This window comes from Pseudomonas sp. MDT1-17 (assembly GCF_054898105.1).
Genome location: NZ_JBUBVM010000001.1, coordinates 2653163 through 2676891, shown reverse-complemented (window position 1 = coordinate 2676891; position 23729 = coordinate 2653163). Strand labels below are relative to the sequence as shown.

Here is a 23729-nt window from a genome sequence, read left to right as displayed (position 1 = left end):
GCTCTTCCCCTATTTATGACGTTTAACACCTGGCCCCACAGAGGTGAGGCCGGGTGACTGTCGGGGGTACTTAAGCCAAGGTGGCTTTAGCTTTCTCGACAATCGCAGCAAACGCCGCTTTTTCGTTCACTGCCAGATCAGCCAGAACCTTACGGTCGATCTCGATGGACGCTTTTTTCAGGCCGGCGATGAAACGGCTGTAGGACAGACCGTTGATACGTGCACCAGCGTTGATACGAGCGATCCACAGAGCGCGGAACTGACGTTTTTTCTGACGACGGTCACGGTAGGCGTATTGGCCTGCCTTGATTACCGCTTGCTTGGCAACACGGAATACGCGCGAGCGAGCGCCGTAGTAGCCTTTAGCAAGTTTCAGAATTTTTTTGTGACGTTTACGGGCAATGACGCCACGCTTTACACGAGCCATGAGTTACTTCCTCTATTCTTGACTAAAATTAACGAAGGCGCAGCATGCGCTCGACTTTTGCCACGTCACACGGTGCCAGCAAGCTGCTACCGCGCAGTTGACGCTTACGCTTGGTCGACATTTTAGTCAGGATGTGGCTCTTGAAAGCGTGCTTGTGCTTGATACCGTTAGCAGTTTTCAGAAACCGCTTAGCAGCACCACTTTTAGTTTTCATTTTTGGCATGTTCGGATACTCCGCATTCAGTTGATAAACATAATCAGAAGGCCTGCCGTGCCCTATTGATTATTTCTTCTTTTTCGGGGCGATGACCATGATCAGCTGGCGTCCTTCCATCTTAGGATGCTGTTCGACCGAACCGTACTCGAGCAAGTCACCTTCAACTCGCTTGAGGAGTTCCATCCCCAGCTCCTGGTGGGCCATCTCACGGCCGCGGAATCGCAAGGATACCTTGGCCCTGTCCCCATCACTCAGGAAACGTACCAGGTTGCGCAGTTTTACCTGGTAATCCCCTTCCTCCGTCCCTGGACGAAACTTGATTTCTTTAACCTGAATCTGCTTCTGGTTTTTCTTGGCCGCGGCAACCTGCTTCTTCTTCTCGAAGATCGATTTGCCGTAGTCCATCAGTTTGCAAACAGGGGGTACTGCATCGGCGGAAATCTCCACCAGATCCAGCTTGGCCTCTTCAGCCTTAAGAAGCGCGTCTTCAATTGACACAATCCCAAGCTGTTCACCTTCAGCCCCAATTAACCGAACCTCGCGTGCCGAGATATTCTCGTTGATCGGGGCTTTCGGTGCAGCTCGTTTATCTTGTCTCATTTCACGCTTAATAGTAATTACTCCGAATCTGGGCGACCACGCCGGGAAACCGCTTGCGCGAGAAACTCAGCGAACTGGGCGACGGGCATCGAGCCCAGGTCAGCACCTTCACGAGTACGCACAGCGACAGTCTGCATCTCGACTTCCCGATCTCCGATAACCAAGAGATAAGGAACCTTGAGCAAAGTATGCTCGCGGATTTTAAAGCCGATCTTTTCATTTCTCAAGTCAGACTTGGCACGAAATCCGCTTTCATTGAGAGTTTTTTCAACCTCAGCAGCAAAATCGGCCTGTTTATCTGTGATGTTCATGATCACTGCCTGGGTCGGAGCCAGCCACGCAGGGAATGCACCCTCGTAGTGCTCGATCAGGATTCCGACAAAACGTTCGAAGGATCCGAGGATCGCCCGGTGCAACATCACCGGGTGCTTGCGACTGTTGTCTTCGGAGACGTATTCGGCTCCCAGACGGACAGGCAGGTTAAAATCGAGCTGCAGGGTACCACACTGCCAGACACGGCCGAGGCAATCTTTCAGCGAGAACTCGATCTTCGGACCGTAGAAAGCACCCTCGCCCGGCTGCAGATCGTACGGCAGGCCAGCACTATCAAGGGCTGCAGCCAATGCAGCTTCGGCGCGATCCCACAGTTCGTCGGAGCCGACGCGTTTTTCCGGACGAGTGGACAGCTTCATTTCGACGTCTTTGAAGCCGAAGTCGGCGTAGACGTCCATGGTCAGCTTGATAAATGCTGCGGATTCGGCCTGCATCTGCTCTTCTGTGCAGAAGATGTGGGCGTCGTCCTGAGTGAACGCACGCACACGCATGATGCCGTGCAGCGCACCCGATGGCTCATTACGGTGGCAGGCACCAAATTCGGCCAGACGCATCGGCAGTTCGCGGTAGCTCTTCAGGCCTTGATTGAACACCTGCACGTGGCAAGGGCAGTTCATCGGCTTGATGGCGTAGTCGCGGTTTTCCGACTGAGTGGTGAACATGTTGTCGGCGTAGTTGGCCCAGTGTCCGGATTTCTCCCACAGGCTGCGGTCAACGACTTGCGGAGTCTTGATCTCCAGATAGCCGTTGTCGCGCTGAACCTTGCGCATGTACTGCTCGAGCACTTGATACAGAGTCCAGCCGTTCGGGTGCCAGAAAACCATGCCCGGCGACTCTTCCTGGGTGTGGAACAGGCCCAGACGCTTGCCGATCTTGCGATGATCGCGCTTTTCAGCTTCTTCGATGCGCTGGATGTAAGCCGCCAACTGCTTTTTGTCGGCCCATGCGGTGCCATAAACGCGCTGCAATTGCTCGTTCTTGGCATCGCCACGCCAGTAGGCGCCGGACAACTTGGTCAGCTTGAAAGATTTCAGGAAGCGAGTGTTCGGCACGTGCGGACCGCGGCACATATCGACGTATTCTTCGTGATAGTACAGGCCCATGGCCTGTTCGTTCGGCATATCCTCGACCAGGCGCAGCTTGTAGTCTTCGCCGCGGGCCTTGAACACTTCGATCACTTCGGCGCGCGGAGTGACTTTCTTGATCACGTCGTAATCTTTTTCGATCAGCTGCTGCATGCGCTGTTCGATGGCGGCCAGGTCGTCCGGAGTGAAAGGACGTTCGAAGGCGATGTCGTAATAGAAGCCTTCGTCGATGACCGGACCGATGACCATCTTGGCAGTCGGGTACAGCTGCTTGACCGCATGCCCCACCAGGTGGGCACAAGAGTGGCGAATGATCTCCAGCCCCTCTTCATCCTTTGGCGTAATGATTTGCAGCGTAGCGTCGCTGTTGATGATGTCGCTGGCGTCGACCAGCTTGCCATCGACCTTGCCGGCCACGGTGGCTTTGGCCAGACCGGCACCGATGGATGCGGCGACCTCGGCTACGGAAACCGGGTGATCGAATGAACGTTGACTGCCGTCGGGAAGAGTAATAGTTGGCATGGCGCCTCCTCTCCTAGTGGTGACCCCTACCAAAGGTCACGTGGGTTGGGATGAGCCAGTACAAGATCCGATCCAGGCCATTCAATGACGAACGCCTGCCTTACAGCGGCAGGAGCCTTGCGGCCAACCGGAAAACCGAACCAGAGTGACTGGGATTCAAATCAGGGTTATTCGCTCATTTGCCGCTACCGGGACTGAAGATCATCCGGAGCCTGCAAATGCCGAGCGAGGCATGCTAGCACAGATGAACGGTCGTCGATGCAACGAGGCTTTGCACTGGGGCAAATCATGCAATTTATGCCAGAGTGCTGAACTTGAACCCCGCTTTACCCCTCAGATAACAAGACATTGACCCAAAAGGAGCATCCCAGCATGCGTCTGAATCGTTTGTTCGCAGTCGTCGCCCCCATCGTTCTACTGCTGCCAATGGCCGCCCATGCCGATTGGCCGAAGGGCGAGCGCGAGAAATATATGGCTCAGTGCACTCAGGCAGCCACCCCGCAAATCGGTGCTGCTGCAGCGAAGTCTCACTGCGCTTGCGGTGCTGATTCGATCAAGTCTTACCCGGCGGCTGATATCCAGGCGCTGATGGACAACAAGGCCACCCCGGAATTGCAGCAAAAGGCGTTGGGCCAGATCGCCAAATGCAAGGCCAATGCGCCGGCGAAAAAGTGAGTAAAAAGGCCTTTTGACTCGGCTCAACGCTGATAAAAAGTGCTGGATTTGAGCTTTTTCGTACAATTTATTCAGGTTTTACAGGTTTTTTTATTGTCTTTACTTTTGGCTGAAAGCCTTTTAAAACGGGGCTTGCAGCCAAACAAAGCAGCAAACAGAACGCGACTGCAGGGCAAACAGCACGTCCGGGGGGCTCCCAAAGCGAACATTTCGACTATGATACCCCGGTGTGCCCAGTTGGCCTGAGCAGCACAGCACTACTGAAAATATATGTTTCTTGGAGATACACCATGTCTAATCGCCAAACCGGCACCGTTAAATGGTTCAACGATGAAAAAGGCTTCGGCTTCATCACTCCTCAAGGTGGCGGTGACGACCTGTTCGTACACTTCAAAGCTATCGAAAGCGACGGTTTCAAAAGCCTGAAAGAAGGCCAAACCGTTTCCTTCGTGGCTGAGAAAGGCCAAAAGGGTATGCAAGCTGCACAAGTCCGCGCTGAGTAATTTTCAGCCGCACTAAAAAAACCCCGTCCATGTGACGGGGTTTTTTATGGGCGAAGCAAAAGCCTGAAAAGATCAGCCGCAGTTGACGCGGGTAACCACCCGGCTAGCATCGGTATTCAGGTTCAGGCGATCGGAGCGGTACTCCAGGGTCACCATATCGTTAGGCGACAGGAATCGTGCGTTCTGTGCACCTGCGCGGGTCCGCGCCTGCTCCAGCAGGGCGGGCGAAGCCGCTTTGCCGATGGTAAATTCGGCCGCCTTGGCCTCACAACGGCTGTGACCCGTATCAGTCGTCGTGACAGGGTCTGTTGTCGACTCGGTGGAGGTAGTGCTGCAACCGGCCAGCATGGCAACGGCCAACAAAGTACCCAATGACGCGAGTTTCCAAGGCATGAAGCCTCCTTTTTTCAATAGTTAAGCTGAGATCGTGCGACCGCCAATCTGGCGTTTGGTTTCACAGGGAGTACTAGCATCCTGCCCTCTACTCGGACACGCGGCGAGTTTGCCTGAGCATCGCCCTGCCGTTTACCACTCAATCGTGACTGAATATGAACAGTGTTCAATAGACGTCAATGTAGTCGAACGGCGGATTCGGCCAGTTCTCTTCCAGCGCATTGAAAATCTGCATGACCCAGACCTCGTCACTGGCCGCGACCAATCCGACATATCCGGAACCCTTGGCCCACGTCTCCAGACGAAACAGCAGCCCGCTGATATCAGTGCCGCCCACAACACCTGATGAAATGTAGGCGATGCCGCCCTTGGTCACCCGCAATTGAGTGTGCTCATCGTCGCTGGCAGAGGCCAGCAGCTGACGCACGGCCTCAAGGGTCAAGCCGTCAGGAGTGTTCAAATCGATCTGCACAGCACAGTCCTTGAAAATTCGTCAAAGACCAAGTGTCGCATAGCCCTCCCCTCATGCCTAAGTCGGAGTGCCAAAAGCCGCGCAAAATGGTTAACTCGACACTCAGACTTTCCGACTTCACGAGCGCCATCATGACCACCGTAAGCATCGACGCCGACATCAAAGCCAAGTGGCCTCAGGGCCACAGCTCTTACAGCCCGGGCAGCCCTGAAGAGTTGGCAATCATTGGCATCGATCTACTGGTCAAGGAGTTGGGGACTGTAGCTGCACGATCCTTTATCGCGCAGGTGTTCGAGAAGTACCCGGTCGACTACAAAGGCGCAGAACATAATGATAGAGAGTAAAACCCGCAGGCTGTCACCTGCGGGTGTATGGCTTACTTCAGACGAGCCAGACGCTCGGTCAGCAGGTCAAAGAAGCCCTGGGCGTCACCACTTTCAACCCAGAAGGCATTCTTCGGCGCTTTAAGGCCGTCATACCAGTCAACGATGGTTTGGCCGAACGTCGGGCCTTCGCGACTATCAACGACCACATTGACCGAACGACCGGTGAACAACTCAGGCTTGAGCAGGTAGGCGATGACGGTTGCGTCATGCACCGGACCACCCGGAATACCGTAGTGCTCCATGTCGCCCTTGACGTATTCGTTGAGAATATCGCCTACCAGCTTGCTGGCATTGTTGTTGATTGCCGCGATCTGCTTCAGGCGCGCTTCGCTGGTGAGGATCTTGTGGGTCACGTCCAGCGGCAGGTAGGTCAGCTTCACGCCACTTTTCAGTACCACTTCCGCAGCCTGTGGGTCGGCGAACAGGTTGAACTCGGCCACCGGAGTGATGTTGCCACCATTGAAGTGCGCACCACCCATGATCACCACTTCCTTGATGCCCTGAACGATTTCAGGCTCCTGGATCAGCGCCAGGGCCAGATTGGTCTGCGGGCCCAGCATGGCGATGGTGATGCTATGGGGCTTGGCGGCTTTCAAGGTATCGATCAGGTAATTGACCGCATTGCCTTCGGCCAGGCCTTTCTTTGGTTCATGTACGGTGACGCCCGACAGGCCTTCCTTGCCATGGATGTTCTCGGCATAAATCGGCGTACGCATCAGCGGCTTCGGTGCGCCCGCGTAGACCGGCACCTCCTCGCGCCCCGCCCACTCGCGGGCCAGCCGCGCATTACGGGAAGTCTTGTCCAGACGCACATTGCCGGCGACGGTGGTCAGCGCACGAATGTTCAGTTCTTCCGGCGACGCCAGGGCAAACAGCAAGGCGACCACATCGTCGGCACCCGGATCGGTGTCGATGATCAAGTCGATTTTTTCCGCCGCCTGGGCGCTTGTTGCGGTAATCAGGGACAAAAGCAGCAGACTCCGGAGCAGGTGGTGCAGTTTCTGAGCATAGCGGTGCATAGCGCACTCCTTGTGCGTGGGACAGCAGAAAGACAACAGCGAGTTAGAACGTTACCCCCGCCACCAGCACGATGTTGCAATACGGCTGACATTCGCCTGTACGAACAATCGCCCGTGCCTGTCGGCTGAGAACTTTGAATTGGTCATGACTGAGCAGCTCACGCTGACCTAGCGCACCTTCAGCATTCAGCTCATCGAGCGTCGCCAACGCCGAAGGTTGCTTGTCCAGGATCTCCTGCGCCAGCACATGGCTCTCGACCTGCATTTCGCTGAGTACAACCTTCAACGTGCTGACGAAATCCGGGATGCCATGGGTCAGGGCCAGGTCGATCAGCTCAACGCCTGGTGGCACCGGCAGACCTGCGTCGCCGATCACCACTATGTCGCCATGGCCCAGGGATGCGATCAGCCGCGACAGCGCGACGTTGAGCAAAGGTGTCTTTTTCATGGTGCTTTAAAGGCCTGTACGTCGGACAAGGTGGGGATCGAGGGTTGCGCGCCAGCACGGGTCACCGACAACGCTGCGGCGACCTGGCCGAAACGAATCGCTTCGGCTTCGCTTTTGCCGGCCGCCAGTGCTGCGGCGAAACCTCCGACGAAGGTGTCGCCAGCCGCCGTGGTATCGACAGCCCTCACCTTCGGCGCAGGGAAATGCTCGAAGCTTTTGCCGTTGGCAAACAGCGAACCCTGAGCCCCCAGGGTGATGATGACCTTGTCGGCGCCCATGGCGATCAACCGGGTCGCAGCGGTTTCAGCAGATGCCAGAGAATCCACTGGCAAACCACTCAGGGCCGAGGCCTCGCTTTCGTTGGGAACCAGGTAATCGATGGACGCGTACCAGTCCGCCGGCAGCGGGCGGCTGGCTGGCGCCGGATTGAGGATCACGGTCTTACCCAACTCACGGCCGCGCTTGAGCGCATGACCGACAGTGGCATCCGGCACTTCCAGCTGACAGATGATCACGTTCGCCGCCTGCAATACTGCATCGAAACGGTCGATCACCGCTGGCGTCAGCGCGCCATTGGCACCGGCAACGATCACGATTGCGTTCTGACTGTTGTCATCGACCACGATCAACGCTACGCCGCTGGAATCGTCGACAGTGCTGACCGCCTGGCAATCGATCTGCTCGGCCAACAGCGCCCCGCGCAGTTCTTCGCCGTAGGCATCGCTGCCCACGCAACCGACCATCGACACCTGCGCCCCCAGCCTCGCCGCGGCAACCGCCTGATTCGCACCCTTGCCACCGGAAACCGTGGCAAACGACTCGCCGATCAGCGTCTCACCGCCACGGGGCAGCCGTGGTGCCCGGGTGACCAGGTCCATGTTCAGGCTGCCTATAACCACTACTTTTGCTGGCATACATCATTACTCATAAATGCTATTCAACGGTATTCGGCGAACACGCCGGCCAGCGGCGCAGTCGACTCCCGCAGGACAATACTGGGTGTCACGATTCGTTGATCGGTCGCCATATCTGGTGTGGCGATTCTTCTTAAAAGCACTTCGGCCGCCATTTCACCGAGCTGCAGAATCGACTGCCCCACGGTGGTCAACGCCGGGTACACATAGCGGCTCATCTGAATATCGTCGAAGCCGATCACCGACAGCTCCGTCGGCACACGAATATTGCGCTCGGCCGCCGCTCGCAGCACACCGATGCCAATCATGTCGTTACCGGCGAAGATCGCGCTCGGCGGGTTCTTCTCCAGCAGGATCGCGGCGGCGCTGTAACCGCCAGTGCTGGTGAAGTCGCTTTCAAGCATGCGCTCGCGGGACACTTCGACACCCGCCTCTTTCAGGGCACGGCAATAACCGGCCAGACGCATCTGCGCCACGCTGGTACTCGCCGGCCCACCAATGGTGGCGATGTCCCGATGCCCCAACTCCAAAAGGTGGCGGGTGGCCAGATAGGCACCGTATTCGTGATCGATGCGCACCAGATCGGCATTTACACCTTCCAGTCCACGGTCAACGATCACCATCGGTGTACGTACGCCTGCCAGGCCTTCTGCAAGCCCCGCATCACCGCCGGCCGAAGCGACGATCAGCCCGTCGATGCGTTTTTCCAGCAGTACGCGCAGGTAGCTGCGTTGCTTGTCCGGGTTGTCGTCGGAATTACAGAGGATCACGCAGTAGCCGTTACGCTCGCAGTAATCCTCAATGCCTCGCGCCAATTCGGCGAAGTACGGGTTGAGGCTGTTGGGCACCAGCAGACCGATGGTCGCCGTGGTTTTGGCCTTGAGGGACCGGGCGACGGCACTGGGCACGTAGTCAAGGGTTTTAATCGCAGCCTCGACCTTGATCCGCACCTGCTCACTGACCGGCCGGGTCTTGTTCACCACGTGGGAAACCGTGGTGTAGGAAATCCCCGCGAGCGCTGCCACATCCTTGATCGTTGCCATGACTCAGGTCCGCCGGCTTGCGCGCTGACTGCGATAAGTATCAAGCACCACCGCCACCACGATCACTGCGCCGGTGATGATGCGTTTGGTGGGTTCAGTCGCACCGATCTGAGCCAGACCGGCCGCCAACACAGAAATGATCAGAACCCCGAAGAACGTGCTGATGACCGAACCGCGGCCCCCCATCAAACTGGTACCGCCGATCACTACCGCGGCGATCACTTGCAGTTCAAGCCCGGAGCCGGCATTCGGATCTGCCGCTTCCAGACGGGAAATCTGGAACAGCGCGGCAATACCCGCCAGCAGCCCCATCAGGCTGAACACCAGGATCTTGTAAGGCTTTGGATTGATCCCTGCCAGACGCACCGCCTCTTCGTTGGTGCCAATGCCGATCAGGTAACGACCGAACACGGTACGTGTCAGCACAGCCTGGGCAATGAAGATGATCAGCAAGGCAATGATGAACGAAGGCGATATACCAAAGGCGATCGGGTTGGACAACCAGGCAAAGGCGTCACCGATATAGGCCGTGCGCGATCCGGTCATCTGATACGCCACGCCGCGGGCCATTTCCAGGACGCCGAGGGACACGATGAACGACGGAATCCGCCAGGCCACGGTGATCGAACCGGTGATGGTCCCGGCCAGTGCCGCCGCCGCCATTCCAAGCAGCGCCGCAGGCAGTACGCTCCAGCCCCAACCTAGAATGGCCACGCTGACCGTTGACGCCGCGAGCGCGAGCACCGAACCCACCGACAAGTCGATGCCGCCGATGATCAACACGAACGTCATGCCGACCGCCAGCACCATCAAGTCCGGAATCTGGTTGGCCAGGGTGCTGAAAGTGTCGTATGACAGGAAATGGCTGCTCAGAACCGAGAACAGCGCGACCATTGCCAGCAAGGCACCGGCCAGGCCCAGATAGGTACCGAGGCCGTAAAAGTTGCCACTACGTTTGCCGGCAGACACTGCAGTATTCATGTGAGATCCCTAGGCGCTGCTTCGTTGAGCAACGCATCACGTTTTTGGTAGCCGGCGAACGCGGCGGCAAGCAAGTCATCCTGGGTCCAGCTGTCGCGCTCAAAGGTGTCGATCAGACGTCCCGCGGAGAGCACACCGATACGGTCGCAGATCAACATCAGTTCACGCAGGTCGCTGGACACCACCACCAGCGCTTTGCCTTGACGGGTCAGCTCGCCGAGCAAGGCATAGATGTCAAACTTGGCGCCGACGTCGATGCCACGCGTTGGCTCGTCGAACAGCAACACCGAACAATCGCGCTCCAGCCAACGGCCGATCACGACTTTCTGCTGGTTGCCGCCGGAGAGTTCCGAAACCAGTTGTGTCGGGCTGGAGCTGCGGATGCGCATGACGTCGATCTGACGCTGGGCCAGGGCCATCTCGTCACCGTTGTTGACGAAGCCACCGCTGGATATCACCGGCATATTGCCCAAGGCAATGTTCGCGCTGATCGATTGAGTCAGCAGCAGGCCTTCGCCCTTGCGGTCTTCGGTGATCAGGGCGATGCCATGGCCGACCGCGTCAGCCGGTGAGCGGATACTGACAACCTGCGCCGGCGAACCGAGCGCAACAGTGCCGCTGTCTGCGATATCAGCACCGAAAATCAGCCGCAGCAATTCGGTGCGCCCTGCCCCGATCAAACCGGAAATCCCGTAGATCTCGCCGGCGCGTACTTCGAAGGATACGTCGCGAACCTTGTCGGAACGGGTCAGCCCTTTGACCGTCAAGGCTGGAGCACCGATCTTGCGCGGGCCCATGTCGATGTGTTCGCCGAGCTCACGGCCGACCATCAGCGTAACCAGTTGCTCGCTGTTGTAATTGGCCATCGGCTCGACGCAAACCAGGTTCCCGTCGCGCAGGACCGCAATACGCTGGGCGACCCGCGCCAGCTCTTCGAGACGGTGCGAGATATAGATGATCGAAACGCCGCGAGCTTGCAGACGAGTGATTTGCTCGAACAGCATCTCGACTTCACGGTTCGTCAACATCGCCGTCGGTTCGTCGAGGATCAGCACGTGGCAATCGCCGATCAGGTTACGGGCGATCTCCACCATTTGCTGATGACCGATGCCCAATTCGCCCACCAGCGTGTCCGGGTCAATCGCGTCGAGGCCGACCTGGGCCATGGCTTCGATCGCAGCCTTGCGCAATTGCTTGCGACTGATCCAGCCGCCGTTGCTGGGCAGGTTGTCGAGAAACAGGTTTTCCGCCACCGACAGGGTCGGCAACAGATTGAGTTCTTGCATCACCATGCGGATGCCCAGGGCTTCGGCCTGAGTGCGGCTTGCGGGGCGGTAATCCTGCCCCTGGAATTGCATCTGGCCGGTGGTCGGTGTGACCAGCCCGCCGATGATCTTCGACAAGGTGCTTTTGCCGGCGCCATTTTCGCCGGTCAGCGCCAGCACTTCACCGCGCATCAGCGTCAGGTCGATGCCAGTCAGGACCGGTTGGGCGTAGGTCTTACCGATACCGCTGACCGAGAGGACAGCGTTCGGGGCGGAAACTGACATAAAAACTCTCCATGCGCTCGCCCCGATGGGCGAGCACCGTTGTGTCGCCAGAAGGACTACTGGGTGACCAGCTCTACCGGAGTTTCGATGACGCTATAGGCGCCGCTATCGACTTTCTCACCTTTGATGATCTTCAGCGCAGTCTCGATGCCGAACACGGCTTGCCTGGCTGCAAACTGGTCAGCAGTGGCCAGAACCCGGCCATCTTTAAGCATCGGTTTGATGGCGTTGATGTTGTCGTAACCGACCACTTGCACCTTGCCAGCCTTGCCCGCTGCACGCACGGCGGATACTGCGCCGACGGCCATGCTGTCGTTGCCGGCCAGCAGGGCTTTGACTTGCGGGTACTCGCTGAGGATCGAGGCAGCAACCTTGTTGCCTTTGTCGATTTCCCAGTCACCGGACTGCAGGGACACGACCTTGATCTGCGCCGCTTCCATCGCATCCTTGAAGCCTGCGGTGCGGGCCTGGGCGTTGGTGGTGGTTGAAACACCTTCGATGATGCCGACTTCGTCGCCAGCCTTCAGCTGCTTGGCCAGGTACTCGCCCACCAGACGCGCGCCTTTGCGGTTATCCGGGCCTACGAACGGTACGGTGATGTTCTTGCTTTTGACCACAGCCGGGTCCAGCTGGTTGTCGATGTTGATCACGGTAATACCGGCATCGATGGCTTTCTTGATCACTGGCACCATGGCCTTGGAGTCAGCTGGCGCGATGACCAGCGCATTGACCTTGGCCAGAATCATTTGCTCGACGATGCGCGTCTGGCCAGCCGTGTCGGTTTCGTCCTTGATGCCGTTGGAGATCAGCTCGAAATCGCCGGAGTGGTCTTTCTGATAGGCCTTGGCGCCGTCTTCCATGGTCAGGAAGAATTCGTTGGCCAGGGATTTCATGACCAGCGCGACTTTGGGTTTTTCAGGGGTCTCGGCGAGGGCCGAAGAGACAGGCAACGCAGCAGATGCGGCAGCCAGCATAGCGACAGCGAGAAGACGTCCAGCGAATGGCAGCTTCATGGGTTCACTCCGATCTTATGATTATGGTGAGCAACGCTTGCGCTGGCGTAGGCTTCATTGCACTCACCGACGAATAACCACCGGAAGCACTGCGCAAACGTTTGCGTTGATCGAACTATGCGAACCCTGCCGGAATTTGTCAACGACCAGGAAAGCCGTTTTGCGGGGCAACCGGCAAAACAGGGTATTCACGTCATGCCGTCGTGTTGACCACCGATCCAGCACCGGAGCCCTTGGCCATTTCCTTGTACAGGCTGTTCGCCGTTTCCAGAATTGCAGCAGTGGTATCGGCTATTTGCCCTTGAATCGCCATTACAACGGTGGTCTTGGCTTCAGGCGTCGGGTAAGACGCCGATTGGGCCGCTGCCAATTGTTGCTGCTGTTGACGCAGTTGCTCTTGCAGCTCTTTCAGACGTTTGAGCAATACCTTTTCCGCGACAGAGGCGTTGTCCGCCCCATCCGTTTCAGTCGATTCCGCACTTTCACCCAGCCCCACAACACCGGTTCTGACTTGCTTGCTGTCGCTTTCCTTCGTGCCCAACGCTTGATTCGCGGCATCAGCCGTCTCATCGCTCAACGCTCGAATCGTAGCGGCGGACTTATCGCCGATGGTGACCCCTACGGCGTTTGGGATACCAACAGATAACGACATGTGAACTCCTGAAAAAGAAAGATCCTTTGAAGAAGCATCGACCGGCGCGCAGGTTTCTTTAGCACTGATTTGCAATCTGGCAAGGCGATTTGCTCTACAGAGGTCGTAGTACTTTTCGGAGAGCCGAACAAAAACGCTCAACACGTTCGGAAACCCGGACAACCGACTGTGTAACCGCTTCATCAACTCACACAAATATTGATGAAAATCATCGGGTTAAAAGTTTTTCTCATTCAAGGTACGACTGGTACGGATCCTGCTCTTCTCCTGCACCCCAAGCGTTCAGACCGACCTGGGGCGTATCTAGATGAACCTGCATCAGCACCGTCTCACAACTAGAGAGAAAAATAATGACATCTGCTTTCAAGACCTTCGTACCGGGCGCTTTGGCCCTCTTGCTGCTCCTGCCCACCGCCCTTCAGGCAAAAGAAGTCGAAACCCAACAGAAACTGGCGAACGTGGTGATCCTGGCCACCGGCGGCACCATTGCCGGCGCGGGCGCCAGCGCTGCTAACAGCGCTACCTATCAAGCGGCAAAAGTCGGCATCGAACAATTGATTGCCGGGGTTCCGGAATTGAGCCAGTTGGCTAACGTTCGTGGCGAACAGGTCATGCAGATCGCGTCCGAAAGCATCACCAACGACAACCTGCTGCAACTGGGTCGTCGCGTGGCTGAACTGGCCGACAGCAAAGACGTCGACGGCATCGTCATCACCCACGGCACCGACACCCTGGAAGAAACCGCCTACTTCCTCAACCTGGTGGAAAAAACCGACAAGCCAATCATCGTCGTCGGCTCCATGCGCCCAGGCACCGCGATGTCGGCCGATGGCATGCTGAACCTGTACAACGCAGTGGCCGTGGCCAGCAGCAAAGATGCACGCGGCAAAGGCGTACTGGTGACCATGAACGATGAAATCCAGTCGGGTCGCGACGTCAGCAAAATGATCAACATCAAGACCGAGGCGTTCAAAAGTGCCTGGGGTCCACTCGGCATGGTGGTCGAGGGCAAATCCTACTGGTTCCGCCTGCCTGCCAAGCGCCACACCATGGACTCTGAATTCGATATCAAAACCATCAAGAGCCTGCCTGACGTCGAAATCGCCTATTCCTACGGCAATGTCAGCGATACCGCCTACAAAGCGCTGGCGCAGTCCGGCGCCAAAGCCATCATTCATGCCGGTACGGGCAATGGATCAGTCTCTTCCCGTGTAGTCCCAGCGCTGCAAGCCCTGCGCAAGGACGGCGTTCAAATCATTCGTTCGTCCCACGTCAACGCCGGCGGTTTCGTACTGCGTAACGCCGAACAGCCTGACGACAAGTACGACTGGGTTGTCGCGCATGACCTGAACCCGCAAAAAGCCCGCATCCTGGCCATGGTCGCACTGACCAAGACCAACGACAGCAAAGAACTGCAACGGATGTTCTGGGAATACTGATTCACCCTCGCCTGACCGGGTCCGGTCGGGCACCGTTTCACCACTCGCCAACCCAGGCGAGTGGTTCATACCTCCTTCCAATAATCCGATAAAAATTTTCTCATCGTCCTACACCAAACGGGGAAAAGCGCTGTCAGAGGATTTTCTTGAATTTTAAGCAGTTGCGAAAATGCTTACAGTTAAATACTGTATGCACGTACAGCTTAATAAGGATAATTCCGTGGCCAACACCTCTGCCTCTCCTGACGCCTATGAACGCATGGGTATGCGCGTTCAGAAAATCATCAATTCCCCCACCGCCCAAAAAGCCAAAGCCGCATTGATCTTCCGTCTACCGGACGAACCCGTGGACGAGTGGGAGCAATTGCTCGAAGAAATCGACGAGAACGACAACGTCACCCTCGCCTATCGCGACGATGGCGGTGTGCAGATTTTCTGGGTTGTGCCGAAGGAAGATTGAGTCAATGAGTGTTCGCTGGTTTGCTTTTCTGTTTCTCCTCATCACTCTCGGCGCCCAGGCTGGCGCGCCCCGTACCTTCAACGAAGCCAAGAAAGTTGCCTGGAAGCTCTACGCGCCGCAATCCACGGAGTTCTATTGCGGGTGCAAATACACCGGCAACAAGGTCAACCTCGCAGCCTGCGGTTATGTACCGCGCAAAAACGCCAAACGCGCTTCCCGCATCGAGTGGGAACACATTGTTCCGGCCTGGCAGATCGGCCATCAGCGTCAGTGCTGGCAAGAAGGTGGGCGCAAGAACTGCACGCGATACGATCCGGCTTATCAGAAAGCCGAAGCTGACTTGCACAACCTGGTGCCGAGCATTGGTGAGGTGAACGGTGATCGCAGCAACTTCAGTTTCGGCTGGTTGCCGGTGCAGTCAGGCCAATACGGATCGTGCCTGACCCAGGTCGACTTCAAGGCGAAGAAAGTCATGCCCCGCCCATCCATACGCGGCATGATCGCCCGGACGTATTTCTACATGAGCAAGCAGTACGGTTTGCGCCTGTCGAAACAGGATCGACAACTGTACGAAGCCTGGAACAAAACCTATCCGGTAGAGGCCTGGGAACGTCAGCGTAACCAGAGCGTGGCGTGCGTCATGGGACGCGGCAACGAGTTTGTCGGCCCGATCGATATGAAAGCCTGCGGTTAAGCGTTCGCTGAAAACACGAAGGCCTCGGGTTTAATGCCCGAGGCCTTTGTTCGTTTCTTCGACAGTGACTACGTCTAGAAACGAGTCAATGTGGATCCTTTTTAAGGCGTTCCGTCGAAAGCTCCCAAGAAAAGTCCGTTATTGGGCCACCGGACGTTCGACAACCAGCAATTCGATGTTCCGTTTCTTCGCCCGGACGAGCGCCGCGCCCACTTCTGCCTGTTTGGCCTCGGCCTCGGCTTTCGAATTGAATGGCCCGACCAGAATCCGGGTCTTTCCATTTTCCTTGACGACACTGGAAACGAAACTGTGCTCAATCAGCCAGCCGCTAAGGTCGCTGACCGCCTGAGTTGTTTCGCCTCGAACTTCGAGATCCCATTGTGGCGCGGATGCCACCAAGGGTGCAGCCGCAGCTGTCGGCTGCGGCTTTTGCGCGTCAACGCTCTTACCCTCACCGCATCCCGCCAGCGCCAGCACCGCGATTACCAAGACCATTTTGCGCACAACGCTTCCCTCAAAATGCTTAAAGCGACGATTTTAACATTCATGAATACTTCGCGAGTGCCGCAAAATGGACTTAAAACAACGAGAATGATGGTTGCGGCCTCTGTATAGTTACGCCTTGGGAATTAATGCAGCATCTGCACGTCAGAAAGAGGCACCCAAACCGTGAGACTTCGCACTAATCTATACATACCACCGACCCCTGCACTGTCCGAATCAGGTGCCCTACCAAGCAATCAAGGAGAAGACCATGCTGATACTCACCCGCAAAGTCGGTGAAAGCATAAACATTGGTGATGACATTACGATCACCATTCTTGGCGTTAGCGGCCAGCAAGTCAGGATTGGCATCAACGCCCCGAAAGACGTTGCGGTGCATCGCGAAGAAATTTATCAGCGCATTCAGGCTGGCCTCACCGCTCCAGACAAACCACAGACCCCCTGAATCCTGTTGCAGTCAGTAGCCAGCCCGTTCGTTACAGCGCAATGGCTGGCTAAAGATTCATGCTCGGCATTTTGCTGAGCACTCGCCTCCTCCCCCCATTACGTGAAGCCGATGCTACCGGCTTCGGCCACGCCGTGGCTGTCAGATTATTCGCTTTAACCCCGACGAATCACGCCGTTATTAGCCGAATGTCACACCGCGCGCCATGCCGGTGGCCGCAATCAACATCAACATCAACAACAGCGCTTCGATATGGCTGATGCGTACAAACAGCTTGGCTCGGCCCTGGTCAATAGAAGCGCCCCTGCCCAAGGCGATCCGCCACTTGATCAAGGTGATCATGGGTGCCACTTCAAGCAGCAGAATGATCACGAATAGCGTCATCTTCAGATGGAACAACGGCTGATGAAGGTAGTAATCGGTGCCTTTTTCGTACCCACCGAAGGCCCGCATCAAACCTGTGATCAGCAAAATACCCGCACAGATGCCCCATACGTTATCGGCAACCAGCACGTTGCGAACCTGCCCCGAACCGACGACCAGGCGGTTTAACGCCGTCCCTCGGGTGAGCACCGCCCAGAGGCCCAAGGCAACAGCCAATAGGTGGATCGCTGCAAGAAACCAGTGAGACAGCATAGGGATGCTCCTGTCAGGGATAAGGAAATGAGCTTGTCAGTAGTAGTCCAAAACCTGGAAATCTGCCTGCCAGGCACCCACGGGCTGAGGCGATTTTTTCGAAGCATGCCTGCTCAGGGCGACATGACTGGCGAACAGCCAGCTATCTCCCTATCATGCCGCCCACTGGCCCTTGCGTAAGGAGCCAGAGGATAATCATTCAAAAGGGAATAGACGTGAAAGAATTCGTAATTGGCGTAAATAACGTAGTTCTGTATGTCGCACTGGCCGTTATCTGGATCGCCGCAGTGGTCATGATCTTCGTTCAGGGCTTCTGGCCCGGGGCAGGGGTTTTCATTACCGGCACCCTAACGTGGTGCATCATCTCCGGCTTCTGGTTTGTACAGTCGGCGACTTACGAAGAACTGAAGAAGTTGAACGCCAAGTAAGATTGGTTTTAGTTGGCTGGACCTGCCACGCAGTCCTTAGGTCGGCGATAGCACTGGCCATAACGCTGGCCGGCGCCAACGATTCGCAGGCAAGGACGAGCAGCGCTTCTTCATCCACCGCCGGATCAACCCACGCCGCTGCCTTGCCTTGCCTTGCCTTGCCTTGCCTGGCAGCAAGCGCTGCACCAATGCCGAAATCCAGAGGTGAAGAGCCCCGCGCGATGGCTGGGCTCTGGTTATTTTCTGTTTTCCATCATCTTGTCGGCGAGAGCTTTGGCCCTTTCAATCAACAGGTTCTGCCTGTCTTCATGAGTAGCCCCTCCTACAACCGGTGCCGTCAGATTGCTTTCCGCAATCAACGCAGCGCAGAAGTATTGATCCCAAACAGCTCTGTCCTCAGATGCCTGTTTGCTCGTTTGGTCGGCGATCATATGCGGCTCCTTTCGATGAGGTAGCACCGCTATCTTACGCCTGAATCGCAGGCAACCCGCGCACTGAAGACGATCAGCAACTGGGTGGATACCAAAGCAGAAGGAAACTTATTTGCACGCCGATAAGGAAACTTATAAATTCCAGCGAATGAGCACACTCGCCGAAAAAATCAAATCCGCACGAATTCACGCCAAGCTGCCAGTGAGCAACGAAGCCACGCTCAACAAGCTCGTCAATGATAGCGGGAGATTGTACTTAAAGCCGTTGAACACTAGGTACCCGATTGAACCGCTTCACGAACAATGCCGGATCGTGGGCGTCGTCGTGCGTGCGCTGCAGAAGATCTGACAATGCCAAAGAAGCGGCCGGCAGACACCACTACAACAACCTCTGCAGAGATTGAAAGATCTATCCAGGCCCTGAATAAAATGGCTGAGCGCCTTTGGGGAGATGGTCGAGAGACCGAGGCGAAAGCCCTCCTTGATGCCTTGGACTCTCTAAACCGTGCGCTGGACCGGATCAGGATTGGCGAAAGTCGCAGGGTCAGGACTCTTCATTGAAGACCGCCATGGACTCATTGGCATCATCACTGGCGCGTACCGAATGCTCGAAGACGACTTCCGAAAACGCTTCGGCCACGCTCCTTACCATCGCCCTATCGCGCAGAGCCCGCACAGTGCGGGCTCTTTTGTGCCTGCCGCTCGTCAGACGCCCAGCACGCTCCCTCTCCCCCATCTTCCAATGCAGTACATCCCCCGCATGGAAGACTCCAAAATGAACAAAAAAATCGCAGCTCTCACGCTTGCCAGCCTTGTGGCAACTTGTTCGCATTATGCGTTTGCTGCCGAGACGACGACTCAGGAATCCACCCTTCCTCCCACCGCTATTCCCGGCATTAACCAGGCTCAAGGCTCTGAATCCAATGAGGAGAAGGCCGACAAGAAGGGCGAAGAAGCCGCGGGCTCGAACTCTGGCGCCGATGCAGAAACCCTGGAGAAAGATGCAAAGTCGACGGACGACGGAACGAAGCAAAGCGGTAGTGGTTCTGGAAGCTGAGCCTCACCAAAGCCTGCACTAGACATCAAGGCCTTCAATCCAGAGAAACGCTGGAGAGGAGATCAGCCGGGGCATTAACCCACCCGGAGGGCAAGCCAGAAAGGGTCAGTCGTCTCTATCGTCACGATCGCGACTGTGATTGCGGTCATACCGTGAGTCGTTGTCACGGCGCTCATATCCACGGCCATGCCCTCGATCATCGTCATACCCTCGGTCGTATCCACGACCGTGATCATGACTTCGATCACGATCACGATCCCGACCGTATCTTTCTCCGTCTTCCCAGTGAGGCCCACAGCCTCCCAGTAAGAGAGAACCTGAAATGGCCATAAACATTATTACTGCGCGCTTCATTTGAACGTCCTGAAAACAAAGGTCGGCGTTATGACCATGAGGCGGATCAATGATTCATTGGTGAGATACAGCGCACGATGAAAAGAAGATCAGTACTTGGAGGTGGGCGCCGAGTTGGCGTTTTGAGTGGGGTTTTGCAGAAGTTTTGCAAATCGCATACAACAAAAAAGGGCCCACCTTTCGGTGAGCCCTTCTAGACCGCCCAGCAGAGCGGATTTTGTTTGGTAGGCGCGATTGGACTCGAACCAACGACCCCCACCATGTCAAGGTGGTGCTCTAACCAACTGAGCTACGTGCCTGCTGTGAGGCGGCATTCTACGGATTTCCGAAGGGCTGTCAACACCTTTTTTCGAGCTAACCCTATGAATATGCAAAATATTTAATTTTGCCGCTACAAAGAAGATTTTACGGTGGCTGGCGGTCGATTTTTATCTCGGGTAGGATCGATGCACTCGTAAAATATATTAAACAGAGGCTGCAGGATGGCGAACACACCCTACCCGGAATCCTATTACGCCGCATCGGCCAATGCGGTCCCGCCGCGCCCGGCGCTGCAGGATGACGTAGAGACTGATGTCTGTGTGATCGGCGCCGGTTACACCGGTCTGTCCTCTGCCCTGTTTCTGCTGGAAAACGGTTTCCGAGTCACAGTGCTTGAAGCCGCGAAGGTAGGTTTTGGTGCATCGGGGCGTAACGGTGGCCAGATCGTTAACAGTTATAGCCGCGACATCGATGTGATCGAGCGCAGTGTCGGGCCCAAGCAAGCGCAGCTGCTGGGGCAAATGGCGTTCGAGGGCGGGCGGATCATTCGTGAGCGGGTCGCCAAATATAATATCCAGTGCGACTTGAAGGACGGTGGTGTATTCGCCGCCATTACCGCCAAGCAGATGGGCCACCTGGAATCCCAGAAGCGCCTGTGGGAGCGTTTCGGTCACACGCAGCTTGAACTGATGGATCAGCGTCGCATCCGTGAAGTGGTCGCGTGCGATCAGTACATCGGCGGCATGCTCGACATGAGCGGCGGGCACATTCATCCGCTTAACCTGGCACTGGGTGAAGCGGCGGCCGTCGAGTCGTTGGGCGGCACCCTTTATGAGCAGTCGCCGGCGGTGCGCATCGAGCGCGGCGCGAATCCGGTGGTGCATACGCCTCAGGGCAAGGTGAGAGCCAAGTTCATCATCGTCGCGGGCAACGCGTATCTCGGTAATCTGGTGCCGGAACTGGCCGCCAAATCGATGCCCTGCGGGACGCAGGTGATCACCACTGAACCCCTGGGCGACGCATTGGCCAAGAGCCTGTTGCCGCAGGATTACTGTGTTGAAGATTGCAACTACCTGCTCGACTACTACCGTTTGACCGGCGACAAGCGTCTGGTCTTCGGCGGTGGCGTGGTGTATGGCGCGCGGGATCCGGCGAACATCGAGGCGATTATTCGGCCGAAGATGCTCAAGGCCTTCCCGCAACTCAAGGACGTGAAGATTGATTTCGCCTGGACCGGTAATTTCCTGCTGACCTTGTCGCGCCTTCCTCAGGTCGGACGCCTGGGCGACAACATCTACTATTCCCAGGGCTGCAGCGGCCACGGCGTGACGTACACGCACTTGGCGGGCAAGGTGCTGGCCGAAGCGTTGCGTGGCCAGGCCGAGCGTTTCGACGCCTTTGCCGACCTTCCCCACTACCCGTTCCCGGGTGGACAACTGCTGCGTACACCGTTTGCTGCGTTAGGCGCCTGGTATTACGGACTGCGAGACAAATTCGACTTCTGACCGAATAGATGAAAAAAGGGGCAACTGCACAGTTGCCCCTTTTCATTTCAGCTCGGAAAGTCAGCTCTTTCGCCAACGCGCGCGTTGTCGCCAACTCACTGACCATATTCGATAAAACACTGCGATCTGGATGATTCATGGGTGCTCCACAGTAGCCGTGATGCCACTGGATACGTTATATCTCGGCAGAAAATTAGTTGCTGGCCGACCCATTTAACAGCCGACAGAACCCCACATAACGAGATCACCTCGCTGAACCTTTTAAATAATCGGACGACTATCAAAATTACTAGAGCCAATGCCATCAAACTGCACGGCGAGTTGTTAACGTAACTTCGATTGACTCATTAAATGGCGCAACTGCAATAAAGCTGCCGCCACGGCGTTATCAATACGCTGGATCACTTGCTGGCATTGTTCATCGTCGATAATCAATGGCGGCAATAAGCGGATGATATTGCCCTGACGCCCGCCGCGTTCCAGCAACAGGCCTTGTTTGAAACACTGTTGCTGGATGGCCAGGGCCAACGCCGGGTCCATCGGGAAATGCCCGTGGCGATCAGCCGGCTGGCGCTCGTCGACGATTTCGACGCCCAGCATCAGGCCGCGACCGCGCACCTGGCCAAGGGCCAGATAATGCGCCTGCAACTCGACCAGTCGGTCCTTGAGCCACTGGCCGCGGCGCTCGACCTGGGCGGCGAGGTTTTGCTGTTGCAGCACCTGCAACGTGGCCAGCCCGGCGGCCATGGCCATCTGATTGCCACGAAAGGTGCCGGCGTGGTTGCCTGGCTCCCAGGCGTCGAATTCACGACGGATGCCCAGCACCGCCATGGGCAAACCGCCACCGACCGCTTTGGACATGACGATCAGGTCTGGCTCGATGTCGGCGTGTTCGAAGGCAAACATCTTGCCGGTGCGACACTTGCAGGCGCTCGGCAATCTCGTGATAACCCAGGCCTTCCAACTGGCTCCAGAGAAATGCCCGTCGCACCGCTGTCGGCAATCCATCGAGCAGTTCGTCCAGGGCCTGCAGGGTTTCCAACAGCAACCAGCGTTGCTCGGGCGACGGCACACAGTCCTCCGGCAGCAGCGCCAGGGCATCGAGGTAAGCCTGCTCCAGGCTGCGACGCTTATAGAAGTTAGTCAGCAGCCGTTTGCCCACGGTCGCCAGATAGGCACGAGGCTCTTGCAGATCAGCAATGCGCTGGGAGCTGGCGAGTAAACGCACGAACGTATCCTGACTCAAGTCCGCCGCATCATGGCCATTGCTCATGCGTCGCCGCAACCAGCTTTCGAGCCAGCCACGATGGTCGCGGTACAGGTCGTGGAAGGTTTGCCCCGTCGGCATCGCTGCATCACTCATCTAAAGGAACCCTGCGCGAAGAAATATTTTAAATGCGACTCATTCTAATTAGTGTTGAGACGTCAAACCAAGCCTTTTGTGCGGTTTGCCCCCAGGAAAAATTTGAATACGTGAATGAGAGGCAGGTGTTTCTGCCGCGCGACCACCGGTTAATCAGGGCTGAGCGTTATTGAGGGAAATCGTCGAGATGAGTAAGAATTCGAAGCACGGCACACATGGTCGGCAGACACGAATACCCGTGGATGCGGGGCAAAGGAGAAAAGCCAAATCGCAGACACAAAAAACCCCGGTCTTTCGACCAGGGTTTTTGCTATCGACTCGAAGTAGACACTGGCTTTACCAGCACCTTTCTTCGTAGCTCCAAGGCGTTCAGTGGGCCTTGAGGCAGATATGGCGCAGCGGACGGGACTCGAACCCGCGACCCCCGGCGTGACAGGCCGGTATTCTAACCGACTGAACTACCGCTGCGTATCGCTTTGGACTTGCGTCCAATTAACTCGTCTGACTGAAAGCTTCGAGGCTTTTCAATCTCGAGGCAGGCGAACCTGACTCGGAAAATATGGCGCAGCGGACGGGACTCGAACCCGCGACCCCCGGCGTGACAGGCCGGTATTCTAACCGACTGAACTACCGCTGCGCGTCGGTGGAGGCTTTTAAAAGCTTCCATCTTGCTTTCGCAAGACTCTCGGAAGTGGTGGGTGATGACGGGATCGAACCGCCGACATTCTGCTTGTAAGGCAGACGCTCTCCCAGCTGAGCTAATCACCCGTTTGCATCTCCGAGGCCGCGAAATTTACGCAGGTACCGAAGCTAAGTCAATACCCCGCTTGAAGTTTTTCTGAAAAAGACAAAATCATGTCATTTCCCGCGGTGCTGCCAATGGCCACCTGCAACCTCAAGCCGCAGCTTTCGCGGCCCC

The 23729-nt window shown here is 56.6% G+C and carries 30 protein-coding genes, 4 tRNA genes and 2 pseudogenes; 12 read left to right on the top strand and 24 right to left on the bottom strand.

All coding sequences use genetic code 11. The features are described 5' to 3' along the window. Nucleotides 1-70: 70 nt before the first annotated feature. The 4 genes from rplT to thrS are packed head-to-tail and all read right to left on the bottom strand — an operon-like array spanning nt 71 to nt 3184. A complete protein-coding gene (gene rplT / locus ACYZTX_RS12455) occupies nt 71-427 on the bottom strand; it encodes a 50S ribosomal protein L20 (RefSeq protein ID WP_007905879.1) in 357 nt (118 codons plus the stop codon). A gap of 28 nt (nt 428-455) precedes the next feature. Further along, a complete protein-coding gene (gene rpmI, locus ACYZTX_RS12450; protein WP_008145659.1) occupies nt 456-650 on the bottom strand; it encodes a 50S ribosomal protein L35 in 195 nt (64 codons plus the stop codon). Between the two features lie 60 nt (nt 651-710). Next, entirely contained in the window at nt 711-1262 is a 552-nt protein-coding gene (gene infC / locus ACYZTX_RS12445) for a translation initiation factor IF-3 (RefSeq protein WP_176469887.1), read from the bottom strand. Next, nucleotides 1262-3184, bottom strand: a complete 1923-nt coding sequence (thrS, locus tag ACYZTX_RS12440; protein WP_095057989.1) for a threonine--tRNA ligase — start codon at nt 3182-3184, stop codon at nt 1262-1264. Before thrS ends, infC begins: the two co-directional genes overlap by 1 nt. A 372-nt stretch (nt 3185-3556) precedes the next feature. On the opposite strand from thrS, the gene ACYZTX_RS12435 reads away from it, so the two are divergent. Next, the gene (locus tag ACYZTX_RS12435; protein WP_462034275.1) at nt 3557-3859 is read left to right on the top strand and encodes a hypothetical protein; all 303 of its coding nucleotides are present in this window, start codon (nt 3557-3559) and stop codon (nt 3857-3859) included. A 290-nt stretch (nt 3860-4149) separates the two neighbouring features. Then, a complete protein-coding gene (locus tag ACYZTX_RS12430) occupies nt 4150-4362 on the top strand; it encodes a cold-shock protein (protein ID WP_007905882.1) in 213 nt (70 codons plus the stop codon). A 72-nt stretch (nt 4363-4434) separates the two neighbouring features. Here ACYZTX_RS12430 and ACYZTX_RS12425 read toward each other — a convergent pair whose 3' ends face one another. Both ACYZTX_RS12425 and ACYZTX_RS12420 read right to left on the bottom strand, forming a co-directional pair. Further along, entirely contained in the window at nt 4435-4755 is a 321-nt protein-coding gene (locus ACYZTX_RS12425; protein WP_462034274.1) for an I78 family peptidase inhibitor, read from the bottom strand. A gap of 166 nt (nt 4756-4921) precedes the next feature. After that, on the bottom strand, nt 4922-5227 hold the full coding sequence (locus ACYZTX_RS12420; RefSeq protein ID WP_462034273.1) for a hypothetical protein: 306 nt from the start codon (nt 5225-5227) through the stop codon (nt 4922-4924). 131 nt (nt 5228-5358) lie between these two features. On the opposite strand from ACYZTX_RS12420, the gene ACYZTX_RS12415 reads away from it, so the two are divergent. Further along, nucleotides 5359-5571 carry a hypothetical protein gene (locus ACYZTX_RS12415; RefSeq protein WP_462034272.1) on the top strand — a complete coding sequence of 71 codons (213 nt, stop codon included), beginning with the start codon at nt 5359-5361 and terminating at the stop codon, nt 5569-5571. Nucleotides 5572-5603: 32 nt separating this feature from the next. Here ACYZTX_RS12415 and ACYZTX_RS12410 read toward each other — a convergent pair whose 3' ends face one another. The 8 genes from ACYZTX_RS12410 to ACYZTX_RS12375 form a co-directional block, all read right to left on the bottom strand. Further along, nucleotides 5604-6632: a nucleoside hydrolase gene (locus tag ACYZTX_RS12410; protein ID WP_462034271.1), complete on the bottom strand. Its 1029-nt coding sequence runs from the start codon at nt 6630-6632 to the stop codon at nt 5604-5606. Between the two features lie 43 nt (nt 6633-6675). After that, entirely contained in the window at nt 6676-7080 is a 405-nt protein-coding gene (gene rbsD, locus ACYZTX_RS12405) for a D-ribose pyranase (protein ID WP_462034270.1), read from the bottom strand. Further along, a complete protein-coding gene (gene rbsK, locus ACYZTX_RS12400) occupies nt 7077-7994 on the bottom strand; it encodes a ribokinase (protein WP_462034269.1) in 918 nt (305 codons plus the stop codon). The genes rbsD and rbsK overlap by 4 nt, the downstream gene beginning before the upstream one ends. A gap of 23 nt (nt 7995-8017) precedes the next feature. Continuing rightward, nucleotides 8018-9037 carry a LacI family DNA-binding transcriptional regulator gene (locus ACYZTX_RS12395; protein ID WP_462034268.1) on the bottom strand — a complete coding sequence of 340 codons (1020 nt, stop codon included), beginning with the start codon at nt 9035-9037 and terminating at the stop codon, nt 8018-8020. 3 nt (nt 9038-9040) lie between these two features. Beyond that, the gene (locus ACYZTX_RS12390) at nt 9041-10018 is read right to left on the bottom strand and encodes an ABC transporter permease (RefSeq protein ID WP_282376628.1); all 978 of its coding nucleotides are present in this window, start codon (nt 10016-10018) and stop codon (nt 9041-9043) included. Next, nucleotides 10015-11568 (bottom strand): sugar ABC transporter ATP-binding protein, encoded by a 1554-nt coding sequence (locus tag ACYZTX_RS12385; RefSeq protein ID WP_462034267.1) that lies wholly within the window; start codon nt 11566-11568, stop codon nt 10015-10017. Before ACYZTX_RS12385 ends, ACYZTX_RS12390 begins: the two co-directional genes overlap by 4 nt. 56 nt (nt 11569-11624) lie before the next feature. Beyond that, nucleotides 11625-12581: a substrate-binding domain-containing protein gene (locus tag ACYZTX_RS12380; protein ID WP_462034266.1), complete on the bottom strand. Its 957-nt coding sequence runs from the start codon at nt 12579-12581 to the stop codon at nt 11625-11627. A gap of 193 nt (nt 12582-12774) precedes the next feature. Further along, on the bottom strand, nt 12775-13233 hold the full coding sequence (locus tag ACYZTX_RS12375) for a hypothetical protein (protein WP_462037029.1): 459 nt from the start codon (nt 13231-13233) through the stop codon (nt 12775-12777). Between the two features lie 350 nt (nt 13234-13583). Between ACYZTX_RS12375 and ACYZTX_RS12370 the strand changes: the two genes are divergently transcribed. From ACYZTX_RS12370 to ACYZTX_RS12360, 3 genes are all read left to right on the top strand, one after another. Then, nucleotides 13584-14672, top strand: coding sequence for an asparaginase (locus tag ACYZTX_RS12370; RefSeq protein ID WP_462034265.1), 1089 nt, complete (start codon nt 13584-13586; stop codon nt 14670-14672). A 169-nt stretch (nt 14673-14841) separates the two neighbouring features. Further along, nucleotides 14842-15132: a DUF1654 domain-containing protein gene (locus ACYZTX_RS12365; protein WP_462034264.1), complete on the top strand. Its 291-nt coding sequence runs from the start codon at nt 14842-14844 to the stop codon at nt 15130-15132. 4 nt (nt 15133-15136) lie between these two features. Continuing rightward, nucleotides 15137-15826, top strand: a complete 690-nt coding sequence (locus ACYZTX_RS12360; RefSeq protein ID WP_462034263.1) for an endonuclease — start codon at nt 15137-15139, stop codon at nt 15824-15826. Between the two features lie 138 nt (nt 15827-15964). On the opposite strand, the gene ACYZTX_RS12355 is transcribed toward ACYZTX_RS12360, so the two are convergent. Then, complete coding sequence (locus tag ACYZTX_RS12355) at nt 15965-16330, bottom strand: SPOR domain-containing protein (protein ID WP_462034262.1); 366 nt, start codon at nt 16328-16330, stop codon at nt 15965-15967. Between the two features lie 250 nt (nt 16331-16580). Between ACYZTX_RS12355 and csrA the strand changes: the two genes are divergently transcribed. Continuing rightward, nucleotides 16581-16775 (top strand): carbon storage regulator CsrA, encoded by a 195-nt coding sequence (gene csrA / locus ACYZTX_RS12350; RefSeq protein WP_007938114.1) that lies wholly within the window; start codon nt 16581-16583, stop codon nt 16773-16775. Nucleotides 16776-16955: 180 nt separating this feature from the next. Here csrA and ACYZTX_RS12345 read toward each other — a convergent pair whose 3' ends face one another. After that, entirely contained in the window at nt 16956-17411 is a 456-nt protein-coding gene (locus ACYZTX_RS12345; RefSeq protein ID WP_462034261.1) for a DUF2214 family protein, read from the bottom strand. Nucleotides 17412-17626: 215 nt separating this feature from the next. Between ACYZTX_RS12345 and ACYZTX_RS12340 the strand changes: the two genes are divergently transcribed. Continuing rightward, nucleotides 17627-17839 (top strand): hypothetical protein, encoded by a 213-nt coding sequence (locus ACYZTX_RS12340; RefSeq protein ID WP_462034260.1) that lies wholly within the window; start codon nt 17627-17629, stop codon nt 17837-17839. A 236-nt stretch (nt 17840-18075) separates the two neighbouring features. Here the strand turns inward: ACYZTX_RS12340 and ACYZTX_RS12335 are convergent, their stop codons facing one another. After that, nucleotides 18076-18270 carry a hypothetical protein gene (locus ACYZTX_RS12335; RefSeq protein WP_462034259.1) on the bottom strand — a complete coding sequence of 65 codons (195 nt, stop codon included), beginning with the start codon at nt 18268-18270 and terminating at the stop codon, nt 18076-18078. Nucleotides 18271-18418: 148 nt separating this feature from the next. Here ACYZTX_RS12335 and ACYZTX_RS12330 point away from each other — a divergent pair. The 3 genes and pseudogenes from ACYZTX_RS12330 to ACYZTX_RS12320 form a co-directional block, all read left to right on the top strand. Further along, a pseudogene (locus ACYZTX_RS12330) lies at nt 18419-18619 on the top strand (LexA family protein); the annotation flags it as partial. Between the two features lie 2 nt (nt 18620-18621). Beyond that, nucleotides 18622-18831: a hypothetical protein gene (locus tag ACYZTX_RS12325; RefSeq protein ID WP_462034258.1), complete on the top strand. Its 210-nt coding sequence runs from the start codon at nt 18622-18624 to the stop codon at nt 18829-18831. 214 nt (nt 18832-19045) lie between these two features. Continuing rightward, nucleotides 19046-19327, top strand: a complete 282-nt coding sequence (locus ACYZTX_RS12320; RefSeq protein WP_462037028.1) for a hypothetical protein — start codon at nt 19046-19048, stop codon at nt 19325-19327. Nucleotides 19328-19401: 74 nt separating this feature from the next. Here the strand turns inward: ACYZTX_RS12320 and ACYZTX_RS12315 are convergent, their stop codons facing one another. Continuing rightward, nucleotides 19402-19581, bottom strand: coding sequence for a hypothetical protein (locus ACYZTX_RS12315; RefSeq protein WP_462034257.1), 180 nt, complete (start codon nt 19579-19581; stop codon nt 19402-19404). A gap of 322 nt (nt 19582-19903) precedes the next feature. Continuing rightward, nucleotides 19904-19980: transfer RNA gene (locus ACYZTX_RS12310), tRNA-Val, on the bottom strand. Nucleotides 19981-20163: 183 nt separating this feature from the next. Here ACYZTX_RS12310 and ACYZTX_RS12305 point away from each other — a divergent pair. Beyond that, nucleotides 20164-21447, top strand: coding sequence for an NAD(P)/FAD-dependent oxidoreductase (locus ACYZTX_RS12305; RefSeq protein ID WP_462034256.1), 1284 nt, complete (start codon nt 20164-20166; stop codon nt 21445-21447). A gap of 324 nt (nt 21448-21771) precedes the next feature. Here ACYZTX_RS12305 and ACYZTX_RS12300 read toward each other — a convergent pair. The 5 genes and pseudogenes from ACYZTX_RS12300 to ACYZTX_RS12280 form a co-directional block, all read right to left on the bottom strand. Then, nucleotides 21772-22365: pseudogene (locus ACYZTX_RS12300) on the bottom strand (aminotransferase class III-fold pyridoxal phosphate-dependent enzyme); the annotation flags it as partial. After that, nucleotides 22253-22810: a sigma-70 family RNA polymerase sigma factor gene (locus ACYZTX_RS12295; RefSeq protein WP_462034255.1), complete on the bottom strand. Its 558-nt coding sequence runs from the start codon at nt 22808-22810 to the stop codon at nt 22253-22255. The pseudogene ACYZTX_RS12300 and the gene ACYZTX_RS12295, both read right to left, overlap by 113 nt. Nucleotides 22811-23201: 391 nt before the next feature. Further along, nucleotides 23202-23278 (bottom strand) — tRNA-Asp (locus ACYZTX_RS12290). 92 nt (nt 23279-23370) lie between these two features. Next, nucleotides 23371-23447 (bottom strand) — tRNA-Asp (locus ACYZTX_RS12285). A gap of 55 nt (nt 23448-23502) precedes the next feature. Next, a tRNA-Val gene (locus tag ACYZTX_RS12280) sits at nt 23503-23578 on the bottom strand. Nucleotides 23579-23729: the final 151 nt, after the last annotated feature.

What these genes read in the sequence shown, in the direction of transcription:
- rplT (WP_007905879.1), bottom strand. Translation starts at nt 427, where the DNA reads ATGGCTCGTGTAAAGCGTGGCGTCATTGCCCGTAAACGTCACAAAAAA.
- rpmI (WP_008145659.1), bottom strand. Translation starts at nt 650, where the DNA reads ATGCCAAAAATGAAAACTAAAAGTGGTGCTGCTAAGCGGTTTCTGAAA.
- thrS (WP_095057989.1), bottom strand. Translation starts at nt 3,184, where the DNA reads ATGCCAACTATTACTCTTCCCGACGGCAGTCAACGTTCATTCGATCAC.
- ACYZTX_RS12435 (WP_462034275.1), top strand. Translation starts at nt 3,557, where the DNA reads ATGCGTCTGAATCGTTTGTTCGCAGTCGTCGCCCCCATCGTTCTACTG.
- ACYZTX_RS12430 (WP_007905882.1), top strand. Translation starts at nt 4,150, where the DNA reads ATGTCTAATCGCCAAACCGGCACCGTTAAATGGTTCAACGATGAAAAA.
- ACYZTX_RS12425 (WP_462034274.1), bottom strand. Translation starts at nt 4,755, where the DNA reads ATGCCTTGGAAACTCGCGTCATTGGGTACTTTGTTGGCCGTTGCCATG.
- ACYZTX_RS12415 (WP_462034272.1), top strand. Translation starts at nt 5,359, where the DNA reads ATGACCACCGTAAGCATCGACGCCGACATCAAAGCCAAGTGGCCTCAG.
- ACYZTX_RS12410 (WP_462034271.1), bottom strand. Translation starts at nt 6,632, where the DNA reads ATGCACCGCTATGCTCAGAAACTGCACCACCTGCTCCGGAGTCTGCTG.
- rbsD (WP_462034270.1), bottom strand. Translation starts at nt 7,080, where the DNA reads ATGAAAAAGACACCTTTGCTCAACGTCGCGCTGTCGCGGCTGATCGCA.
- rbsK (WP_462034269.1), bottom strand. Translation starts at nt 7,994, where the DNA reads ATGCCAGCAAAAGTAGTGGTTATAGGCAGCCTGAACATGGACCTGGTC.
- ACYZTX_RS12395 (WP_462034268.1), bottom strand. Translation starts at nt 9,037, where the DNA reads ATGGCAACGATCAAGGATGTGGCAGCGCTCGCGGGGATTTCCTACACC.
- ACYZTX_RS12390 (WP_282376628.1), bottom strand. Translation starts at nt 10,018, where the DNA reads ATGAATACTGCAGTGTCTGCCGGCAAACGTAGTGGCAACTTTTACGGC.
- ACYZTX_RS12385 (WP_462034267.1), bottom strand. Translation starts at nt 11,568, where the DNA reads ATGTCAGTTTCCGCCCCGAACGCTGTCCTCTCGGTCAGCGGTATCGGT.
- ACYZTX_RS12380 (WP_462034266.1), bottom strand. Translation starts at nt 12,581, where the DNA reads ATGAAGCTGCCATTCGCTGGACGTCTTCTCGCTGTCGCTATGCTGGCT.
- ACYZTX_RS12375 (WP_462037029.1), bottom strand. Translation starts at nt 13,233, where the DNA reads ATGTCGTTATCTGTTGGTATCCCAAACGCCGTAGGGGTCACCATCGGC.
- ACYZTX_RS12370 (WP_462034265.1), top strand. Translation starts at nt 13,584, where the DNA reads ATGACATCTGCTTTCAAGACCTTCGTACCGGGCGCTTTGGCCCTCTTG.
- ACYZTX_RS12365 (WP_462034264.1), top strand. Translation starts at nt 14,842, where the DNA reads ATGCTTACAGTTAAATACTGTATGCACGTACAGCTTAATAAGGATAAT.
- ACYZTX_RS12360 (WP_462034263.1), top strand. Translation starts at nt 15,137, where the DNA reads ATGAGTGTTCGCTGGTTTGCTTTTCTGTTTCTCCTCATCACTCTCGGC.
- csrA (WP_007938114.1), top strand. Translation starts at nt 16,581, where the DNA reads ATGCTGATACTCACCCGCAAAGTCGGTGAAAGCATAAACATTGGTGAT.
- ACYZTX_RS12345 (WP_462034261.1), bottom strand. Translation starts at nt 17,411, where the DNA reads ATGCTGTCTCACTGGTTTCTTGCAGCGATCCACCTATTGGCTGTTGCC.
- ACYZTX_RS12335 (WP_462034259.1), bottom strand. Translation starts at nt 18,270, where the DNA reads ATGATCGCCGACCAAACGAGCAAACAGGCATCTGAGGACAGAGCTGTT.
- ACYZTX_RS12325 (WP_462034258.1), top strand. Translation starts at nt 18,622, where the DNA reads ATGCCAAAGAAGCGGCCGGCAGACACCACTACAACAACCTCTGCAGAG.
- ACYZTX_RS12320 (WP_462037028.1), top strand. Translation starts at nt 19,046, where the DNA reads ATGAACAAAAAAATCGCAGCTCTCACGCTTGCCAGCCTTGTGGCAACT.
- ACYZTX_RS12305 (WP_462034256.1), top strand. Translation starts at nt 20,164, where the DNA reads ATGGCGAACACACCCTACCCGGAATCCTATTACGCCGCATCGGCCAAT.
- ACYZTX_RS12295 (WP_462034255.1), bottom strand. Translation starts at nt 22,810, where the DNA reads ATGAGTGATGCAGCGATGCCGACGGGGCAAACCTTCCACGACCTGTAC.